Raw genomic sequence first — 15,908 nt, 5'->3', positions numbered from 1 at the left:
CCCGAACCCCGCCCCGGACCCACGGGGACGCCGTTCTGCTTGCCCCAGTTGATGAAGTCCGCAACGATCAGGAAGTAGCCAGGGAAGCCCATCTGGATGATGGTGTCGGTCTCGAACTTGAGCCGCGCCTCGTAGGTAGGACGCTGGCGCTCGCGTTCGGCATCGTCCGGATAGAGTTCCTTCAGGCGCACCTCCAGGCCGGCCTTCGCCTCGGCGACGAGGAAGTCGTCGAGGGTCATTCCTTCGGGCGTGGGAAACTGCGGCAGGAAGTTCTTGCCCAGTTGCACCGTCAGCGAACAGCGGCGCGCGATCTCGACCGAATTCTCGAGCGCCTCCGGGATGTCGGCGAAGAGTTCGCACATCTCGTCCTGGCTCTTGAGGTACTGCTCCTCGGTGTAGTCCCGCGGGCGACGCTTGTCGGCCAGCACGTAGCCCTGCGCGATACACACGCGCGCCTCGTGGGCCTTGAAGTCCTCGCGCTTGAGGAACTGCACCGGGTGGGTCGCCACCACCGGCAGTCCCAGCCTGCCGGCCAGCTGCACCGCCTGGCGTACGTAACCCTCCGCTCCCGCATGGCCTGCGCGCTGCAACTCGATGTAGTAGCCGCCGGGAAACAATGCAGCCCATTCGGAGGCCACCCGATCAGCGAGTTCGACGTTGCCGTTCGCCAGTGCTTGCCCCACTTCCCCTTCGCGCGCACCGGACAGGCACAGCAGGTCGGACGCGGCGCCGTCGGCGAACCAGTCGCGACGAATCTCGGCGCGTCCGCGGTACTTGTTGTCGAGAAAGGCGCGCGTCAGCAGCTCGCACATCTGGCCATAGCCCTTGCGGTTCTTGCAGATGAGCAGGGCGCGGAAGGGCTTGTCGCGATCGGTGTCGTTGGTGATCCACGCGTCGACGCCGATGATGGGCTTCATGCCCTTGCCGCGTGCGCCCTTGTAGAACTTGACCATGCCAAACAGGTTGGCAAGGTCGGAGATGCCCAGCGCCGGCATGCCGTCGGCGGCCGCACGGGCAATCGCCTGGTCGATCTGCACGATGCCGTCGGAGATCGAGTACTCGGTATGCAGGCGCAGGTGGATGAAGCGGGGTTCGTGAGATGCAGTCATCGGCGAATTTTACCCGATCGCCTACCTGCGCCGCGCCCCAATTCGGCAGCAGCTGCCGTCGTCGCCCGAGGCAGCCGCGAGGCGTCAGCGCGCGCCGGCGGCCTCGCGGGCCTTCATCAGCGAGAGCTTGCGTGCCTGGTCGGCCTCGAGGATTTCGGCCCGTTGCTCGGGCGTGAGCGGCGCGCCCAGGTCAAGCTCGAGCGCCGAAATCAATCGCGACGCAGCGGACGTGATGCGCCGCTCGTCGGGCATCGCACGGCGCACGCGGGCGGGGGTCGTACCCGTGATGCGCGCGACCTCGGCAACGAAGTGGTCCTCGATGCGGCGACTTGCGGCCGACAGCGATGCAGTGCGCGCGGGATCCATCGCCGACGGCGGCCCCTGCTGCGCTAGCACCGAGGGCGCGAGCGGCAGCGCCAGCAGGACCGCTATCGCGAAGCAAGCGCGGCGCAACGAACCGGTTTTCCGCTTCATGGCTCGACCGCTGCTCAGGGCAACAGGATGGTCGAGCCGGTGGTGCGGCGCGCCTCGAGATCGCGATGCGCCTGCGCGGCATCCTTCAGCGCGTAACGCTGATTGATCTCGACCCGCACCTTGCCGGATCCGACCACGTCAAAGAGTTCGTTCGCCATCGCAAGGAGATCCTCGCGTTTCGCGGTGTAGGCCGCGATGCTCGGACGCGTGACGAAGAGCGACCCCAGCGTGTTCAGAAGACCAAGATCGAACGGCGGTACCGGCCCGGACGCCGCACCGAACAGCACCATCATGCCCATGGGGCGCAGACAGCGCAGCGAATCCATGAAAGTGTCCTTGCCGATCGAGTCGTACACGACCGGCACGCCTGCGCCGCCGGTGATCTCGCGGACACGCTCGGTGAAATTCTCACGGGTATACACGATCGGGTGCTCGCACCCGTGCGCCCGTGCAAGCTCGGCCTTGGCGTCGGATCCGACCGTTCCGATCACGGTCGCGCCCAGCGCCTTCGCCCACTGGCACGCGATTAGGCCGACACCGCCCGCGGCCGCGTGGATCAGCACCGTATCGCCCGGCTGCACACGGTAGGTGCGGCGCAGCAGGTACTGCGCCGTGAGCCCCTGCAGCATCATCGCGGCCCCCTGCTCGAAGGACAACGATGCCGGCAGCTTCACGACCCGATGCGCAGGCAGGTTGCGCACCTCGGAATACGCCCCGAGCGGCCCGCCGGCATAGGCGACCCGGTCGCCGGGCACCAGGTCCGAGACGCCCTCGCCTACCGCCACGACCACGCCCGCCCCCTCGAGGCCCAGGCCGGAAGGAAGCGGCACCGGATACAGTCCGCTGCGATGGTACGTGTCGATGTAGTTGAGACCAACCGCATGATGGCGAACCGCCACCTCGCCTGCGGCAGGTGCACCGACGTCGACAGTTTCCCACTGGAGCACCTCGGGACCACCGGTCTTGTTGAAGCGAATCGCGTGAGTCATGTCAAAGTCCCTTATTCCGGAAATGTTAGGTGGATTGTAAACCCTGTTAACGCCGGAACAGCCAGATAAGCAGACTCAGGACGAGGGAGACGAGCAACCCCGTCGTGACCGGAAAGAAAAAGTCGAAGCCGTCGCGTTGAATGTGGATGTCGCCCGGCAGACGGCCGAACGGAATCCGCGCCAGCCAAGGCCAGAAAAGTCCCGCGACGAGAACAAGAAGGCCGAGGATGATCAGCAGCCTTTGCATGATCGTTTCCCCGGCCTCCCCGAAAAAAAACCCGCGCGACCGGGATCCTGACCCGGATCCCGGTCGCGCCGTCCGACTCCCTTACACCGCAGCGCCCGACTGCATGCGCTGCTCGTAGGCGTCGACCACCGACACCGCGGTAATGTTCACCAGACGGCGCACCGTTGCCGACGGCGTCAGAATATGCACCGGCAGGCGCGCACCCAGCAGCATCGGGCCGATCGAAACGCCGTCGCTGTTGGCCATCTTCATCATGTTGAATGAGATGTTCGCGGCGTCGATGTTGGGCATCACGACCAGGTTGGCCTCGCCGACCAGCGTCGACTCGGCGTTGGCCTTGGCGCGGATTTCCGGCGACAGCGCCGAGTCGCCGTGCATCTCGCCGTCGCACTCGAGGCCGGGAGCGATCTCACGCAGGATCCCTGCAGCCTCGCGCATCTTGCGCGCCGAGGCCGTACGCGCGCTGCCGAAGTTGGAATGCGACACCAGCGCGACACGAGGCTCGATGCCGAAGCGACGCAGCTCATCGGCCGCCATGCGGGCGATCTCGGCGACTTCCTCGGCGTTCGGATTCTCGTTCACGTACGGGTCGGTGATCGCCAGCGTGCGCTTGGGCAGCAGCAGCAGGCTCATCGAGGCGAAGAGCTTGGCGCCGGGCCTCAGGCCGATCACGTCCTCGACCTGCTTGAAGTGGTAATCGTACGAGCCGAAGGTGCCGCACACGAGGGCATCCGCATCGCCACGGCGCAGCACCATGCAGCCGATGAGCGTCGTGTCGCGGCGCATCTTGGCCTTCGCCAGCTCCGGCGTGACGCCGTCGCGGCACATCATGCGATGGTACTCCTGCCACAGCTCCTTGTAGCGCGGGTCCGATTCCGGATTGATGATGTCGAAGTCGCGGCCCGGCACGAGGTTCAGGCCGATCTTCTGGATGCGCATCTCGATGACGCTCGGACGGCCGATGAGGATCGGACGCGCGATGTTCTCCTCGATGACGACGCGCGCGGCGTGCAGGACGCGCTCATCCTCGCCCTCGGCGTACAGCACACGCTTGAACTCGGCCGGCACGCGCTTGGCTGCGGCAAAGACCGGCTTCATGACGATGCCGGACTGGTACACAAAGTCCGACAGGCTCGCGGTATAGGCGGCGAGATCTTCGATCGGCTTGGTTGCCACGCCGGAGTCCATTGCCGCTTTCGCCACCGCCGGTGCGATCTTGACGATCAGGCGCGGATCGAAGGGCTTCGGAATGATGTACTCGGGGCCGAAGCGCAGATCGGCGCCGCCGTAGGCGGAGGCGACGATGTCGCTCTGCTCGGCCTGCGCCAGCTCGGCAATCGCGCGCACGCAGGCAAGCTTCATCTCCTCGTTGATCGTCGTCGCGCCGACGTCAAGCGCGCCGCGGAAGATGAACGGGAAGCACAGCACGTTGTTGACCTGGTTCGGGTAATCCGAACGCCCGGTCGCGATGATGCAGTCGGGGCGCGCCTTCTTGGCGTCCTCAGGCAGGATCTCCGGGTTCGGATTCGCGAGCGCGAAGATCAGCGGCTTGTCGGCCATCGAGGCGACCATCTCGGGCTTCAGCACGCCCGCGGTCGACAGGCCGAGGAACACGTCCGCGCCCACCATCACGTCGGCGAGCGTGCGCGCGTCGGTCTTCTGCGCATAGCGGGCCTTGTTGGCCTCCATGTTCTCTTCGCGGCCGACCCAGATCACGCCCTTGGAGTCGCAGACGTACACGTTTTCGCGCTTCAGGCCGAGGCCCACCATCAGGTCCAGGCAGGCGATCGCCGCGGCGCCGGCGCCGGAACACACCAGCTTGACCTTGGCGATGTCCTTGCCGATCACCTTCAGGCCGTTGATCAGGCCGGCCGCGGAGATGATCGCCGTGCCGTGCTGGTCGTCGTGGAAGACCGGGATCTTCATGCGCTCGCGCAGCTTCTTCTCGATGTAGAAGCACTCGGGCGCCTTGATGTCTTCGAGGTTGATGCCGCCGAGCGTCGGCTCGAGCGAGGCGATGATGTCGATCAGCTTGTCCGGGTCGTTCTCGGCCAGTTCGATGTCGAACACGTCGATGCCGGCGAATTTCTTGAACAGGCAGCCCTTGCCCTCCATGACCGGCTTGGATGCCAGCGGGCCGATGTTGCCCAGACCGAGCACCGCGGTGCCGTTGGTCACCACCGCGACGAGGTTGCCGCGCGAGGTGTATTCGCGCGCGTTCGCCGGATCCTCGACGATCGCGTCGCACGCCGCGGCGACGCCGGGCGAGTAGGCCAGCGCCAGATCGCGCTGGTTGGTGAGGCTCTTGGTCGGGACGACCGAAATCTTGCCGCGCGTCGGCGCACGATGATATTCGAGTGCCGCGGCGATGAAATCCTGATCCATTGTTCTCCCTCTCCGGGTCGGTGAGATGTGTTGTTGCTGTAGTGTTTTTCCAGCGCGGCGAAAACCTACGCCCGCTCGGGCGTCTCGCCAATTGCGATCATCCGCAGCTGTCCGGCCTATTCCGTCGGGGACTCCCGGGACCGGGAGCGATCGCACGCATCGGACAGCTGAGCTCGCACGCCGGCGGGGCGCGAGGGCGCCGCACCGGCACCACGCTCGGCGAGGCGCAAGTGTAGCGCAGCTACTCGGGCTTGGGCAGTGGCCATGTAGGGGTAAACCCGAAAGCACCGAACGACGCCGGAACGGCCACCGCACTTCCCGGAAACCGCATCCCGATCGACATTTTTTGGCACAATCTCACCCGACTCGACAAGGGAATCCAAGATGCGACGCGTGGTATTCAATCAGAAGGGCGGAGTCGGCAAGTCCACCATCACCTGCAACCTGGCGGCGATCAGCGCCCACCAGGGCAAGCGCACACTGGTGGTGGACCTCGATCCGCAGGGGAACTCGACCCAGTACCTGTTGGGCATTTCCGGGGAAAACCTGGAAACCACGCTCGCCGACTTCTTCGACCAGACGCTCAATTTCAAGCTCAACCCGAAGAAGATCGAGGAGTTCATCGTCGCGAGCCCCTTCCCCAATCTCGACGTCATGCCGTCGCATCCGGGCCTCGAGGACCTGCAGGGCAAGCTCGAATCGCGCTACAAGATCTACAAGCTGCGCGACGCGCTCGCGGAGCTCGCCGGCGACTACGACGTCATCTACATCGACACCCCGCCCGCCCTGAATTTCTACACCCGCTCGGCGCTGATTGCCGCGGACAGCTGCCTCATCCCCTTCGACTGCGACGAGTTCTCGCGCCGCGCGCTATATGCGCTGATGGAGAACGTGCAGGAGATCCGCGCCGATCACAACCGCGACCTGTCGGTCGAAGGCATCGTCGTGAACCAGTTCCAGGCGCGCGCCGGACTGCCGCAGAAGGTCGTGCAGGAGCTCATCGACGAGGGCCTGCCCGTGCTGGCGCCCTACCTCTCGGCATCGGTGAAGATCAAGGAATCGCATGAACAGTCGCGCCCGATGATCCATCTCGACCCGAAACACAAGCTCGCGCAGGAATACGTCGCGCTGCACGACCGCCTCGCACGCACCTACGGAACCTGAACCCCGCGCGGTCAGGCGCCCCGCTGCGCGGCGCCGCACATCATGCAGGGCTGAGTTTGGCCACTGCCAGCATCAGCCACTTGACGCCGGCCGAGCCGAAATTGATCTGCACGCGCGCATCGGCGCCGCTGCCCTCGGCCGCCACGATCACGCCCTGGCCGAACTTCGCATGGGTCACGAGCTGGCCGACGCGCAGGCCGCCCAGATCCTGGCTCCGCGCTGGAGCCTGTGCCACCCGGGGCGCAAGGCCGCCACGCGCCGGCTCGACACGCATCCCCGCACCGCTGCGCGCACCCATGCCGCGCGGGCTGGGCGGCGAAAGCCATTTCACCAGCCCTTCCGGGATTTCCTCGAGGAAGCGCGAGCGCAGGTTGTAGCGCGTCTGACCGTGCAGCATGCGGCTCTGCGCAAAGCTCAGGTACAGCCGCTCGCGTGCCCGCGTCACCGCGACGTACATCAGGCGTCGCTCTTCTTCCAGGCCCTCGTTCTCGACCGCACTGTTCTCGTGCGGAAACAGCCCCTCCTCGAGTCCGGAGAGGAAGACCACGTCGAACTCCAGCCCCTTCGACGAGTGCACGGTCATCAGCTGCACGGCGTCGCTGCCGGCATCGGCCTGATGATCGCCCGCCTCCAGCGACGCGTGGGCGAGGAAATCGGCCAGCAGCGCATGCGGCTGCGCCAACGCCTCGGCATCCGCGCCTGACTCGCCAAGGAAGTTCGCTGCGGCGTTGATGAGTTCGTCGAGGTTCTCGAGCCGCTCCTGCCCTTCCTTTTCGCTGCGATAGAAATCACGCAGCCCACTCGCATCCAGCACGTGATCCACCAGCTCGGGGAGCGGCAGACGGGCCGTGTCGCGGCGCAGATCCTCCACGAGGCGCACGAATTGCGCGAGCACCGTCCCCGGCTTTCCCGACAGGTGCGGCACCGTCGAGTACAGGCTCGCATTCCAGGTGCGCGCCGCATCCTGCAGCGCTTCGAGCGATCGCGCACCGATGCCCCGCGTCGGAAAATTCACGACGCGGCTGAAGGCCGTGTCGTCGTCCGGGTTGGCGATCAGGCGCAGATAGGCCAGCGCGTGCTTGATCTCCTGACGCTCGAAGAAGCGCAGGCCGCCATACACCCGATAGGCGATGCCCGCGGAAAACAGCTGATGCTCGAGCACACGCGACTGAGCATTGGAGCGATACAGCAGCGCGATGTCCGAGCGGCTCATGCCGTCGCGCACCAGCGACTGGATCTCCTCCACGATCCAGCGCGCCTCGTCCATGTCCGCATAAGCCTCGAACACGCGGATCGGTTCGCCGGCGCCACGCTCGGTCCACAGGTTCTTGCCCAGCCGGGCGGTGTTATGGCGGATGATCGCGTTCGCCGCGTCGAGGATATTGCCGTGCGAGCGGTAGTTCTGCTCCAGCCGGATCACGTTGGCGACACGGAACTCGCGCTCGAAGTCGCGCATGTTGCCGACCTCCGCACCGCGGAAGCGGTAGATCGACTGGTCGTCGTCGCCCACGCAGAACAGGCAGGCACCGCCTTCGCGCCCGTCATCGGCGAGCAGCTTCAGCCAGCGGTACTGCAGGCGGTTCGTGTCTTGGAACTCATCGACCAGGATGTGGCGGAAGCGGCGCTGATAGTGCCGGCGTATCGGCTCGTTGCGCTCCAGCAGCTCGTAGGTACGCAGCAGCAACTCCGCAAAATCCACAACAGACTCGCGCTGACACTGCGCCTCATACTCCGCGAAAAGCTCCACCCGGCGTCGCGTGTAGTCGTCCCAGGCTTCGACCGCGTGCGGGCGCAGACCGGCTTCCTTCTGGGCATTGATGAAATGTTGCAGTTCGCGCGGCGGAAATTTCTCGTCATCAACGTTGAGCGCCTTCAGCAGGCGCTTGATCGCGGCGAGCTGGTCGCCCGAATCGAGGATCTGGAACAGCTGCGGCAGCCCCGCGTCACGGTGGTGGGCGCGCAGCAGGCGGTTGCACAGCCCGTGGAAGGTGCCGATCCACATTCCGCGTGCGGAATGCCCGAAGGACAACGGCAGCATCGCCGACAGGCGCGCCAGCAGCTCCTTCGCCGCCTTGTTGGTGAAAGTCACCGCAAGGACCCCTTGCGGATCGACCTGCCCCGTCTGCACCAGCCATGCGATGCGGGTCGTGAGGACACGGGTCTTGCCCGAGCCGGCACCGGCGAGGATCAGCGAGTGCTGCGGCGGGAGGGTGACGGCCTGGAGTTGTTCGGGATTGAGATTGGCGAGCAGATCGGACATGCGGGCTTCCTGGTCAGGCCGCGATTCTAACCGGGAGCGGCGACTTGTTTCCTCCCGGATCATCGCCCCCATCCTCAGGATCCGGTCCGCAGCCCATGCAGTTGAAGACGGAAACCGTTGCGGCAACGCAACATCAAGTTGAAAACGTATATCGAATGGCGTATTTTTTTAGTTGTGCGTAGCAGCAATCCGTTGAGAAAAATCAAGGAAACCTGCTACCGAAGCGAAGAAAATTGCAACCAATTTTTGATGCTGCAGCGCATTAACCGCGCCCTCCACGGCCGGCTCAAGAGGCCGATCCGCGCGACGCAAGAACTGGCCGACGATGGCCATCAGGAGAACCAAGCCATGAAGACCCCGAAACTACTGCCCTGGTATGCCCGCAAGGCCGGCGTAACCATCGAGCGCGCCACGGTGCTGTGGCACCAGGCCGTGCGCGAGGCGACCGCGGCAACCGGGTGGGTGGGCAATTCGGAATACTGGGGCGAGGCGATGAACGCCTTCCAGCGCCTCCTCGAAAGCGAGCGCGCCACCTTCTGCGCGCCGCGCGTGACCCCGATCGTGCGCTCCCAGAACCGCCTGTGGCGCCTGCCGCTGACGGCGATGGAAGACATGGTCTCCGTCTTCTCCGCCAACTGGCAGCGCCAGGCCGGCACGCCGCGCAAGGCCGCCTGACCGCACGAATATCCGCGGCTCGCGCCGCGACATCGTCTTCCTCCCTCTCCCTCAAAGGAGATTAAGCATCCGGCTCCCTCCGGATGCTTTTTTTTGTCCGCACCCGACCCGCCCGGACGTCGCAGGCAGAGACGCCGCACGAGGCTCAACGGCTTCGCGGTATACTCGCGTGTTTTCCACGTCTCGACTCCCGCCCGCACATGCAGGACAAATACACCCCCGCCACGGTCGAATCCGCCGCCCAGCAGCACTGGGAATCCGCCCAGGCCTTCCGCGTCACCGAGGACGCGAGCAAGCCCAAGTACTACTGCCTGAGCATGTTCCCCTACCCGTCGGGGAAGCTGCACATGGGCCACGTGCGCAATTACACGATCGGCGACGTGCTCGCGCGCTACCACCGCATGCGCGGCTACAACGTCCTGCAACCAATGGGCTGGGACGCCTTCGGCATGCCGGCCGAAAACGCCGCGATCCAGAACAACGTGCCGCCGGCGAAGTGGACCTACGCGAACATCGACTACATGAAGACGCAGCTGAAGCGACTCGGTTTCGCCATCGACTGGTCGCGCGAGCTCGCCACCTGCAAACCCGATTACTACCGCTGGGAGCAGTGGCTGTTCACGCGCCTGTACCAGAAGGGCCTGATCTACAAGAGGCTCGGCACGGTGAACTGGGACCCGGTCGACGAGACCGTGCTCGCCAACGAGCAGGTCATCGACGGCAAGGGCTGGCGCAGCGGCGCCGTCGTCGAGAAGCGCGAAATCCCCATGTACTACATGAAGATCACTGCCTACGCGGATGAGCTTCTCGACGCCCTCGACGCCCTGCCCGGCTGGCCCGAGCAGGTCAAGCTGATGCAGAAGAACTGGATCGGCCGCTCGGAAGGCGTGGAAGTGCATTTCCCCTACGACCTGTCGACGATCGGCAAGTCCGGCGTGCTGAAGGTGTTCACCACGCGCGCGGACACCCTGATGGGCGCGACCTACGTCGCCGTCGCCGCCGAGCACCCACTCGCGCTGCAGGCCGCAACCAACAACCCGGCACTCGCCGCCTTCATCGACGAATGCCGCCACGGTGGCGTCGCCGAGGCCGACATCGCGACGATGGAAAAGAAGGGCATGCCGACCGGCCTGCGCGTCGTCCATCCGATCACCGGCGAATTCATGGACGTGTGGGTCGCGAACTACGTCCTGATGGGCTACGGCGAGGGCGCGGTGATGGCCGTCCCGGCGCACGACGAGCGCGATTTCGCGTTCGCGACGAAATACCACCTGCCGATCCGTATGGTCGTCGGCTCGACGCGCGACGCCTATGCCGACACCGTCGCGCCGTGGCAGGACGCCTACTCCGAGCACGGCCGTCTGGTGAATTCCGGCAAGTACGACGGCCTGCACTTCCAGGATGCCGTCGACGCGATCTCCGCCGATCTGGCCGAAAAGGGCCTCGGCGCCAAGCGTACGCAGTATCGCCTGCGCGACTGGGGCATCTCGCGCCAGCGCTACTGGGGCTGCCCGATCCCCATGATCCACTGCGACGACTGCGGCGACGTGCCGGTGCCGGACGAGCAGCTGCCGGTCGTGCTGCCCGAGAACGTCGAGATCACCGGCCGCGGCTCGCCGCTCGCGAAGATGCCCGAGTTCTACCAGTGCAGCTGCCCGAAATGCGGCAAGCCCGCGCGCCGCGAGACCGACACGATGGACACCTTCGTCGAGTCCTCGTGGTATTTCCTGCGCTATGCCGCGCCGGACAACGACAAGGCGATGGTCGACGGGCGCGTGAACTACTGGGCGCCGGTCGACCAGTACATTGGCGGCATCGAGCACGCGATCCTGCACCTGCTGTATTCGCGCTTCTTCACCCGCGCGATGCGCGACGAAGGCCTGGTGAACGTCTCCGAGCCGTTCACGAACCTGCTCACCCAGGGCATGGTCGTCGCCGAGACCTACTACCGCGACGCCGAAGGCGGCAAGAAGCAGTGGATCAACCCCGCCGACGTGCAGATCGAGCGTGACGACAAGGGCCGCATCACCGCGGCGAAGCTCGCTACCGACGGCCAGCCGGTCGTCATCGGCGGCACCGAAAAGATGTCGAAGTCGAAGAACAACGGCGTCGACCCCCAGGCCCTGGTCGACCAGTACGGCGCCGACACCGCGCGCCTGTTCATCATCTTCGCCGCGCCGCCGGACCAGCAGCTCGAATGGTCGGATTCGGGCGTCGAAGGCGCCTATCGCTTCCTGCGGCGCGTGTGGGCCTTCGGCCACGGCTTCGCCAACGAAATCCGCGCGCAACTCCCCGCCGCGCGCACGCTCGCGGCAGCCCAGTTGCCCGAGGCGCTGGCCGCGGTGCGCCGCGAGATCCACACCTGCCTCAAGCAGGCGAACTACGACTTCGGCAAGCACCAGTTCAACACCGTCGTCTCGGCGGCGATGAAGACCCTCAACGCCCTCGAGAAGGCGCCGCGCGACGACGCCGCCGCCCACGCCGAGGTCACCGAGGAAGGCCTGTCCATCCTGCTGCGCCTGCTCGCCCCGATCACGCCGCACATCGCGCACGCGCTGTGGCAGGACTGCGGTTTCGCCGGCGATGTCCTGAATGCGCCTTGGCCCGAGCCGTCCGAAGCTGCACTCAAGCAGGATGAGCTCGACCTCGTGCTGCAGGTGAATGGCAAGCTGCGCGGCAACATCAAGGTGGCGGCGGACGCCAGCGCTTCGCAGATCGAGGCGATCGCACTCGCCTCCGAGGCGGCGCAGAAGTTCATGGAAGGCAAGCCGCCGCGCAAGGTCGTGGTCGTGCCGGGCCGTCTCGTCAACATCGTGGTCTGAGGACTCCAGCGGATGACACCTTCCCGCTCCCGCCGCAGCCTGCTGCTGGCCCTCGGCGCGCTCGCCGTGGCGCCGCTGGCCGGCTGCGGGTTCCAGTTGCGCGGACCACGTCCGCTCGCGTTCTCGAGCATCCACGTCGGCGTCAGCGCCCAGAGCGAATTCGGCGCCGCACTGCGCCGACGCATCCGCACCAGCGGCACGACCGAGATCGTCGACGACCCGTCCAAGGCCGAAGCAAAACTCGAAATCCTGCGCAGTCAGCCCGAGCGGGAGATCCTCACACTGACGGGCGCCGGCAAGGTGCGCGAGTACGAACTGCGCCACGTCCTCACCTTCCGGTTGATCGACCGCGCGGGCAACGAACGCATCCGCCCCACGACGATTTCGGCCAAGCGCGAATACACCTACGACGACTCGCAGGTGCTCGCGAAAGAGCAGGAGGAAGCCCTGCTCTACCGCGACATGCAGGGCGACCTCGTAGACCAGCTCATGCGCCGACTCGCTGCCGTCAAGCCGTGATCCTGCGTCCGGACCAGCTGCCCCCCCTCCTCGAAAAGCCGCTCGCCCCGCTTTACCTGCTGCACGGCAACGAACCGCTGCTTGTGCTCGAAGCGGCCGACCTGATCCGCGCGGCCGCACGCCGCCAGGGGTTCGAGGAAAGGGAGACGCTGGTCGTCGGGCAGGGCTTCCGCTGGGACAGCCTGAGCGCCGCTGCGGGCAATTTGTCGCTGTTCGGCGGCTCGAAACTGATCGATCTGCGCATTCCCACCGGCAAGCCCGGCCGCGAAGGCGGCGAGGCCTTGCAACGACATGCGCGCAACCCGGGCGACGGTATCGTCACGCTGATCACCCTGCCCGAACTCGACTGGGCCGCACGCAAGGCCTCGTGGTTTACGGCCGTGAGCGAGGCCGGCATCGCAGTGGAACTGAACGCCCCCGAACGCGAGCGCCTGCCGGAATGGATCGCGGGCCGCCTCGCGCGCCAGAACCAGTCCGCGCCCGCCGAAGCGCTCGCCTTCATCGCCGATCACGTCGAAGGCAACCTCCTCGCGGCACATCAGGAAATCCTCAAGCTGGGCCTGCTGCACGGTGAAGGACGCCTGACGCAGGAAGACGTGCAGGATGCGGTGCTCAACGTCGCGCGCTACGACATCGACAAACTGCGCCATTCCCTCCTCGAAGGCGACCCCGTGCGCTGCACGCGCCTGCTCGAAGGCCTGCAGGGCGAGGGAACGGCCCCGCCGCTCGTCCTTTGGGCGCTCGCGAACGAAATCCGCACGCTCGCCAACCTCAGTTCCGGCGTCGCATCCGGCCAGCAATTGCCGGCCCTGCTCAAGGCCGAGCGCGTCTTCGACGAACGCCGCCGCCAGGCGATCCAGCGCGCCCTGCCACGCCTGAAGCCGGCGACGCTGCGCGCCGCGCTGCTGCACGCCGCACGCATCGACCGCGTCATCAAGGGCCTCGCCCCCGGCGACGTGTGGGACGAATTCCTCCAGCTCGCGCTCCGGCTCGTCCGCCGCTAGCACGTCGGCCGAGCGCGTTCCGACACTGGCCGCACGGCACCGTTCGGTGCTTTAATGTTCTTTTGCACGGCAACACCGGAATTTCGATGGATATTCAGGAATACATGCAGACGCTGGGCCGCCAGGCCCGCGCCGCCTCGCGCCAGCTCGCCAGCGCATCGACCGCCGCGAAGAACGCGGCGCTGTGCGCGATGGCCGCCTCGATTCGCGACCGCCGCGAGGAGTTGCTCGCCGCCAACGCACGCGACCTCGAAGAAGCACAGGCCGCCGGGCTCGAGCCCGCGATGATCGACCGCCTCACGCTCAACGCGAAGGGCATCGAGGCGATGGCCCAGGGCCTCGAACAGGTCGCAGCGCTGCCCGACCCCGTCGGCGAGATCACCGACGTCAAGCGCCGCCCGTCCGGCATCCAGGTCGGCAAGATGCGCGTTCCGCTCGGCGTCATCGGCATCATCTACGAAGCGCGCCCCAACGTCACCGCCGATGCGGCCGCCCTGTGCCTCAAGTCCGGCAACGCGGCGATCCTGCGTGGCGGCAAGGAGGCCCTGCACTGCAACCAGGCGATCGCCGCCTGCGTGCGTTCCGGCCTTGCGGCCGCCGGCCTGCCCGAAACTGCGGTCCAGGTCGTGGACACCACGGATCGCGCCGCCGTCGGCCAACTCATCACGATGCCCGAGTTCGTCGACGTCATCGTTCCGCGCGGCGGCAAGGGGCTCATCGAACGGATCTCGCGCGAAGCGCGCGTGCCGGTGATCAAGCACCTCGACGGCAACTGCCACGTCTATGTCGAAACCGAGGCCGACCCGGCCAAGGTCGTGCCCATCGTCGAAAACGCCAAGACGCAACGCTACGGCACCTGCAACACGGCCGAATCGCTGCTCGTCGACCGCGCCGTGGCGGCCCGCTTCCTGCCCGAAATCGCCCGCATGCTCGCCACGAAGGACGTCGAGATGCGCGGCTGCAACGAGTCGCTCGCCATCCTGCGCGAGGCTGCCATTCCCGGCGCCCGCCTCGTCGCCGCGACCGAGCAGGACTGGAGCGAGGAATATCTCGCACCGATCATCGCGATCAAGCTCGTGTCCGGCATCGATGAGGCGATCGCGCACATCAATACGTACAGCTCCGGGCACACCGAGGCCATCATCACCGAGAACTACACGCGCGCGATGCGCTTCCTGCGCGAAGTGGATTCCGCATCGGTCATGGTCAACGCCTCGACACGCTTTGCGGACGGCTTCGAGTACGGCCTCGGCGCCGAGATCGGCATCTCCACCGACAAGATCCACGCACGCGGCCCGGTCGGCCTCGAAGGCCTCACGAGCCAGAAGTGGATCGTGTTCGGCAACGGGGAAACGCGCCGCTGACATCGGCCCCGAACAAGCCACCGCCCGGCCCGCATGCCCCGGAACGCCCGTCCCCGCACGGGCGTTTTCGTGCAGAAGGGGAAAATCCCCCCGATGACCGAGGAGACGCTTTCATGAACCACCGCCCGCTCCTTGCCGCCCTCGCATTCACTGCAATGACGGCACATGCTTCCCTCGCCGCCGCAGCGACAAACGTTGCCGGTGTGCCTTTCGACGATACCGCCACCGTCGGCGGGCAGACACTGGTTCTGAACGGAACGGGGGTACGCACCCGCCTGCTGTTCAAGGTCTATGCGATGGGCCTGTATGTGCCGCAACGCGCCAGTGATGCGGGGGCCGTGCAGAACCAGTCCGGCAGCAAGCGTATCCGCATCGTCACCCTGCGCGATCTGAGCGTCGAGCAGTTTGTCGACGCCCTCGTCGACGGGCTGAGGAAGAACCACTCCGCCGAGGCGCTCGCAGCCCTCGCCCCCGCGATCGCGGCGTTCCGCAAGGCCATGCTGGAGATCAAGGATGCCCCCACGAATACCGAAGTCCTGCTCGAATCGTGGAACGGCGCCACGCGCCTCACCGTAGGCGGAAAACGACGCGGCGAAGACATCCCGGACGAACGCTTTTTCCCCGCGCTGTTGCGTATCTGGATCGGAGAGGCGCCTGCCGACGCCGAACTCAAACAGAACCTCTTGGGCAAGGCGCCGTAGCCCCGTCAGCCGCAGCCTATACGTTCACACGCAAGTACCCCGGCATTAGGCATACGATGAATTCCAGACGCAACTCGCCCGCGCAGACCGGATTCTCTGCGATCCTGACGCTGCCCTTCGGTGGTCTGGGGGTGCATGCGGACTCATGCTGCATCCGGGAACTTGTGTTCCTGCCGCCGGAAACACCCTCCCGCC

Annotated in this window: 13 protein-coding genes; 7 read left to right on the top strand and 6 right to left on the bottom strand. The window is 66.1% G+C overall.

All coding sequences use genetic code 11. From position 1 onward, the window contains the following. The 5 genes from GO615_RS25195 to GO615_RS25175 all read right to left on the bottom strand — a co-directional run. Positions 1-1,109: PHP domain-containing protein (locus tag GO615_RS25195; protein ID WP_169132612.1), on the bottom strand; the 1,109-nt coding region annotated here is incomplete at its 3' end. Between the two features lie 84 nt (positions 1,110-1,193). Further along, positions 1,194-1,583, bottom strand: coding sequence for a hypothetical protein (locus GO615_RS25190; protein ID WP_211167354.1), 390 nt, complete (start codon positions 1,581-1,583; stop codon positions 1,194-1,196). 14 nt (positions 1,584-1,597) lie between these two features. Continuing rightward, positions 1,598-2,572, bottom strand: a complete 975-nt coding sequence (locus GO615_RS25185) for a quinone oxidoreductase family protein (protein WP_169132611.1) — start codon at positions 2,570-2,572, stop codon at positions 1,598-1,600. Between the two features lie 46 nt (positions 2,573-2,618). Continuing rightward, positions 2,619-2,819, bottom strand: coding sequence for a DUF2905 domain-containing protein (locus GO615_RS25180; protein ID WP_169132610.1), 201 nt, complete (start codon positions 2,817-2,819; stop codon positions 2,619-2,621). 81 nt (positions 2,820-2,900) lie between these two features. Beyond that, complete coding sequence (locus GO615_RS25175) at positions 2,901-5,204, bottom strand: NADP-dependent malic enzyme (protein ID WP_169132609.1); 2,304 nt, start codon at positions 5,202-5,204, stop codon at positions 2,901-2,903. A gap of 384 nt (positions 5,205-5,588) precedes the next feature. Here GO615_RS25175 and GO615_RS25170 point away from each other — a divergent pair, with 384 nt between their 5' ends. Then, complete coding sequence (locus GO615_RS25170; RefSeq protein ID WP_169132608.1) at positions 5,589-6,368, top strand: ParA family protein; 780 nt, start codon at positions 5,589-5,591, stop codon at positions 6,366-6,368. A 40-nt stretch (positions 6,369-6,408) separates the two neighbouring features. Here the strand turns inward: GO615_RS25170 and GO615_RS25165 are convergent, their stop codons facing one another. Continuing rightward, the gene (locus GO615_RS25165) at positions 6,409-8,628 is read right to left on the bottom strand and encodes a UvrD-helicase domain-containing protein (RefSeq protein ID WP_169132607.1); all 2,220 of its coding nucleotides are present in this window, start codon (positions 8,626-8,628) and stop codon (positions 6,409-6,411) included. Positions 8,629-8,745: 117 nt separating this feature from the next. On the opposite strand from GO615_RS25165, the gene GO615_RS29030 reads away from it, so the two are divergent. The 6 genes from GO615_RS29030 (at position 8,746) to GO615_RS25135 (ending at position 15,713) form a co-directional block, all read left to right on the top strand. Beyond that, positions 8,746-9,303 (top strand): hypothetical protein, encoded by a 558-nt coding sequence (locus GO615_RS29030; protein ID WP_246262452.1) that lies wholly within the window; start codon positions 8,746-8,748, stop codon positions 9,301-9,303. A 200-nt stretch (positions 9,304-9,503) separates the two neighbouring features. Then, complete coding sequence (leuS, locus tag GO615_RS25155) at positions 9,504-12,125, top strand: leucine--tRNA ligase (RefSeq protein WP_169132606.1); 2,622 nt, start codon at positions 9,504-9,506, stop codon at positions 12,123-12,125. A gap of 12 nt (positions 12,126-12,137) precedes the next feature. Continuing rightward, entirely contained in the window at positions 12,138-12,644 is a 507-nt protein-coding gene (locus tag GO615_RS25150; RefSeq protein ID WP_169132605.1) for an LPS-assembly lipoprotein LptE, read from the top strand. Further along, positions 12,641-13,648 carry a DNA polymerase III subunit delta gene (holA, locus tag GO615_RS25145; RefSeq protein ID WP_169132604.1) on the top strand — a complete coding sequence of 336 codons (1,008 nt, stop codon included), beginning with the start codon at positions 12,641-12,643 and terminating at the stop codon, positions 13,646-13,648. The genes GO615_RS25150 and holA overlap by 4 nt, the downstream gene beginning before the upstream one ends. An 86-nt stretch (positions 13,649-13,734) precedes the next feature. Beyond that, the gene (locus GO615_RS25140) at positions 13,735-15,012 is read left to right on the top strand and encodes a glutamate-5-semialdehyde dehydrogenase (RefSeq protein WP_169132603.1); all 1,278 of its coding nucleotides are present in this window, start codon (positions 13,735-13,737) and stop codon (positions 15,010-15,012) included. Positions 15,013-15,125: 113 nt separating this feature from the next. After that, positions 15,126-15,713, top strand: coding sequence for a chalcone isomerase family protein (locus tag GO615_RS25135; RefSeq protein ID WP_169132602.1), 588 nt, complete (start codon positions 15,126-15,128; stop codon positions 15,711-15,713). Positions 15,714-15,908: the final 195 nt, after the last annotated feature.

Source organism: Aromatoleum evansii, from assembly GCF_012910805.1.
GTDB lineage: Bacteria > Pseudomonadota > Gammaproteobacteria > Burkholderiales > Rhodocyclaceae > Aromatoleum > Aromatoleum evansii.
This window is presented reverse-complemented; position numbering and strand designations above follow the sequence as displayed.